General features: G+C 58.2%; 5 protein-coding genes and 1 pseudogene. 2 read left to right on the forward strand and 4 right to left on the reverse strand.

Features of this window, described 5'->3' with window-relative positions; all coding sequences use genetic code 11:
* A pseudogene (locus tag ACQKP2_RS31855) lies at positions 1–294 on the reverse strand (YceD family protein); the annotation flags it as partial.
* Between the two features lie 105 nt (positions 295–399).
* On the opposite strand from ACQKP2_RS31855, the gene ACQKP2_RS31860 reads away from it, so the two are divergent.
* Positions 400–978, forward strand: a complete 579-nt coding sequence (locus tag ACQKP2_RS31860) for a Maf family protein (protein ID WP_427582245.1) — start codon at positions 400–402, stop codon at positions 976–978.
* A 55-nt stretch (positions 979–1033) separates the two neighbouring features.
* Here the strand turns inward: ACQKP2_RS31860 and ACQKP2_RS31865 are convergent, their stop codons facing one another.
* From ACQKP2_RS31865 to rluC, 3 genes are read right to left on the reverse strand one after another with little or no spacing between them, the layout of a single operon-like run.
* Positions 1034–2023, reverse strand: a complete 990-nt coding sequence (locus ACQKP2_RS31865; protein WP_427582246.1) for a S49 family peptidase — start codon at positions 2021–2023, stop codon at positions 1034–1036.
* A gap of 24 nt (positions 2024–2047) precedes the next feature.
* Positions 2048–2710 carry an HAD-IA family hydrolase gene (locus ACQKP2_RS31870; RefSeq protein WP_427582247.1) on the reverse strand — a complete coding sequence of 221 codons (663 nt, stop codon included), beginning with the start codon at positions 2708–2710 and terminating at the stop codon, positions 2048–2050.
* Positions 2697–3656: a 23S rRNA pseudouridine(955/2504/2580) synthase RluC gene (rluC, locus tag ACQKP2_RS31875; protein WP_427582248.1), complete on the reverse strand. Its 960-nt coding sequence runs from the start codon at positions 3654–3656 to the stop codon at positions 2697–2699. The genes ACQKP2_RS31870 and rluC overlap by 14 nt, the downstream gene beginning before the upstream one ends.
* Before the next feature lie 701 nt (positions 3657–4357).
* On the opposite strand from rluC, the gene ACQKP2_RS31880 reads away from it, so the two are divergent.
* A partial coding sequence (locus ACQKP2_RS31880; RefSeq protein WP_427582249.1) for a hypothetical protein occupies positions 4358–4508 on the forward strand: 151 nt, incomplete at its 3' end.

A 4508-nucleotide genomic window follows, 5' to 3' on the forward strand; every position in this document is an offset into this window, starting at 1 on the left:
ATTCGCACCCTCCTTCACCACAGCATAACTGCATTCGCTATGGATCGGCAGGGTGACCAGCTCAAGACAACGCTGGCAAACCATTTTGACTTCAGTGTCGATAAAGCTGTGGATCACCACGGCTTTACGTTCATCTCGTTCAAAAACGAATTTAGCCTGCACCATACCGACATTGTCGGAAAGCGGGTCGCAGAGTCTCTCCAAATCGGCCAGCAGCATTTCACCTTGAAGGGTGGTGCCACGGTCAGCCAATTTGCGCGGGTCAACGTGAGGTGGAATCGGGTCATTCAACATAGGCGCAGCATTATAGGGATGCCCCCGCCCATGTCAAAGGAAATTCGGCCCTGTCCGTCACTTGGCGGCCTCGCTAGAATCCCCATCTGCCTACTGGAGATACGCATGCTGCCCTTACTACTCGCTTCCAGCTCGATCTATCGCCGGGAATTACTGGCCCGCCTGCAACTGCCTTTCACCTGCAGCTCTCCGGACATCGACGAAAGCCATCGGCCGGGCGAGACCGCCATCAACCTGGTCAAACGCCTCGCCAAGGAAAAGGCCCGGGCACTCGCAGAGAGTCACAACGCCCACCTGATCATCGGCTCCGACCAGGTCGCCGTGCTTGGCGACAGCATCATCGGCAAACCTCACACCTTCGAAAAGGCCCGTGAGCAACTAGCGGCCGCCAGTGGCGCCAGCGTGACCTTCCTGACCGGCCTGGCCCTGCTCAACACCCAGACCGACCATTGCCAGGTCGATTGCATCCCGTTCACCGTACACATGCGCACACTCGACACCGCACGCATCGAACGCTACCTGCGCGCCGAGCAACCCTACGACTGTGCAGGCAGCTTCAAGGCCGAAGGCCTGGGGGTGAGCCTGTTTCAAAGCACGGAAGGTCCCGACGCCACCAGCCTCGTCGGCCTGCCCCTGATTCGCCTTGTGGACATGCTGCTCGCCGAAGGCGTGCAAATCCCCTGAAAAACCGAAAACCGGCCTTACTGGCCGGTTTTTTTGGTTATTACTGACAGTGAAACTATCGCAAGGACGGCCCCTGAAAGCCCATCCACATCGCCAGATGCTCCGCAACGCTGGCACCCAGCTTTTTCGAAAAGCGGTCGAACGGCGACTCCTGTACGGTGAAGTCCACGATTTCCTTCTCGCCAATCACGTCGCGGGCGACCGAACTGGCATTGCCCAGACCGTCGATCAAGCCCAACGGCAGCGCCTGCTCGCCAGACCAGACCAGGCCGGAAAACAGCTCCGGATGCTCCTTATCCTTCAGACGCTCACCACGCCCCTGCTTGACGCTGTTGATGAATTGCTGGTGAGTCGTATCCAGCACACCCTGCCAGAATGCCGTTTCTTCAGGCTTCTGCGGCTGAAACGGATCGAGAAAGGATTTGTGCTCGCCAGAGCTGTAGGCTCGACGCTCGACACCCAGCTTTTCCATAGTGCCCACAAAACCGTAACCGGCTGCGGTAACACCGATGGAACCCACCAGGCTCGCCTTGTCGGCATAGATCTGATCAGCCGCACTGGCGATGTAGTAAGCACCGGAGGCACCCAGGTCTGAAATGACCGCATAGAGCTTGATATCCGGATGCAGCCCCCGCAGGCGGCGGATTTCGTCATAGACATAGCCAGACTGCACCGGGCTGCCGCCCGGACTATTGATGCGCAGAATGACCCCTTTGACCTTTTCATCTTCGAAAGCCGCACGCAAACTGCCAACGATATTGTCGGCACTGGCCGGCTCCTTGTCCGCGATCATGCCGGTCACATCGATCAGCGCCGTATAGTTCGCACTGCGAGTGGCGGCCTTTTCCATGTCCATCAGCGGCGTGAACAGGGCAAGCGCCACGAACAGGTAAACGAAGGTCAGCAGCTTGAAGAATATCCCCCAGCGACGGGAGCGACGCTGCTCCTGCACACCGGCCAGCAATGTCTTTTCCAGCAGCTTCCAGCTCTTTTCGTCACCGCTCTCGGCGCTCGCCCTGGCGGGCGCCTTCCATTCGTCGGCCATGCCATCTACCCCAGCAAAAACGTATTAGGCCTGCTGATTCAGCCAGGCGTGCAATTCGCAAAACCGATCAATGGCCAGTCGCGGCTCGAACCGTTTCAGCGCCTCGATTGACTGAGCACCGTAGCTGACCGCCACTGAATCCATGCCGGCATTGCGTGCCATCTGCAAATCGAAGGATGAGTCCCCCACCATCAATGCCTGATCCGGCCGCACCTCGCAATGGGCGAGGATCTGTTCGAGCATCAATGGATGCGGCTTGCTGGCAGTCTCGTCGGCCGCACGAGTGATATCGAAGTAGGTCTCCCAACCATGCGCCTTCAGCACCCGATCCAGCCCGCGACGAGCCTTGCCCGTCGCGACCGCCAGGCGATAACCCTCGGCTCGAAACGCCTCCATCGACTCCAGAACGCCTTCGAACAAAGGCGAAGGCACTGCCTCGGAAGCGATGTAGTGCTCGGCATAGTGATCGCGAAAGGCGATCAATTCGGCATCATCGATCTCGGGATACAGCGTGCGAATCGCCTCGGGCAGTCCGAGACCGATAATGCCCTTGACGGCAGAATCATCGCGCAACTCAAAGCCCGAGCGCTCGGAGGCCACATGCATCGCCTCAACGATCCGACCAATGGAATCGGCCAGGGTGCCATCCCAATCGAAAATCAGCAGCTTGTAATCAGATGGGTGCACTCAGACGCTCCACGGTTTTTGCCCACATCTCATCGACGGGGGCCTGAAGCTTCAACTCGCCACCATCAGGCAGCGGCACGGTCAACATGTACGCGTGTAGGAACAGACGCTTTCCACCCAGGTCGCGGATCTCCTTGGTGAAATCGTCATCGCCATACTTGCTGTCCCCGGCGATACAGTGCCCGGCATGCAAGGTATGCACACGAATCTGATGGGTCCGGCCAGTGACCGGCTTGGCCTCGACCATGGTCGCAAAGTCACCGAAGCGGCGCAGCACCTTGAATACGGTCAGAGCGTCCTTGCCCTCATCGTTGACCTCAACCATGCGCTCACCTGAACGCAGGTTACTTTTGAGCAACGGGGCGCGAACCTGCTTGATCGAACTCGCCCAATTGCCACGAACCAGCGCCATATAACGCTTATCGACACCGTCACCACGCAACGCATCGTGCAAATGGCGCAGCATGCTGCGCTTTTTGGCGATCATCAGCAGGCCGGAGGTATCGCGATCAAGGCGATGGACCAGCTCCAGCTCCTTGGCTTCGGGACGCAACTGACGAAAGGCTTCGATCACACCGAAATTCAGACCGCTGCCACCGTGGACCGCGATGCCTGCCGGCTTGTTGATCACGATCAGTGCCTTGTCTTCGTAGACAATCGAGGCTTCGAGTCGCTCCAGCAACCCCTGGGCCACGGGCACCGGCTCGTCACGCTCAGGCACGCGAACCGGCGGCACGCGCACGATATCGCCCGCCTGCAGCTTGTATTCGGGCTTGATCCGTCCTTTGTTCACCCGCACTTCGCCTTTGCGCAAAATGCGGTAAATCAAAGTCTTGGGCACGCCTTTGAGCCGGGCGAGAAGGAAATTATCAATACGTTGGCCGGCATATTCCGGCGAGACCTCAAGCAGTTGTACGCCTGGAGTCGGGGGGGCAGTAGTCGTCATGCCGCGGATGATAACAATTTTTTATGGAATTGAAGCACTTAATCATTGCTGCTATAGTCGCGAACGCCGCCAAAAGCGGCCTGGACAGCGGACCAACGGTCAAAAACCGACCCTGACCAACGCAATTCACCAGGACGCGAGGCCGTCCTACGGGGCTTTCGCTACGTAACGGTGGAGTTTGCAGGTGCAACGAGCGCAGGTGACATGAGGCCTGAATCAAGCCGCGAAGCAGAGTTTTCACTCGCCTTGCGAGCCAATATTCACGGGCAGTTCACAAAGTGCAGTCAGCTGCGAATGACCCCGAGCGAATGTTTCGGAAACTACGCCTAATTTAGCCATGATGCGTGACCTCCCCTTTCGGAGCTCACGGTAAATGCCAACCCGCTGCGGATTCTGCGCGCGGCAGCACCCGAATTATCAGGGATACGTGTAGGGTGGAGATGCACAACCGCTGGACTGTGTAGCAATAGGCTTTATCAAGACGCTTCATCCCGTCCACAGCCGCCGGTTGATTCCTCCTCCTGACTGAGTGCTTAAGTAGCCACAGCAAGCAGGACGCGTACGTCGCGATGAAGGCCCACATTGGCCGGACTTCGCTGGACACGGGAATGGCCAACCACTCCCGACGCACCTGACACCGACCGTGAGAAGTCGTGTGTGCCGAACGCCGTTTCCGGCAGCCCGGAAACCGACGGTACTTCATGAAAAGATTGCTGATTAACGCAACTCAACCCGATGAGTTGCGTGTTGGACTGGTAGACGGCCAGCGCCTCTACGACCTGGACATCGAATCCGGTGCACGCGAGCAGAAGAAGGCCAACATCTATAAAGGCCGGATTACTCGCATCGAAC

This window comes from Pseudomonas sp. NPDC089569, from assembly GCF_050280625.1.
GTDB lineage: Bacteria > Pseudomonadota > Gammaproteobacteria > Pseudomonadales > Pseudomonadaceae > Aquipseudomonas.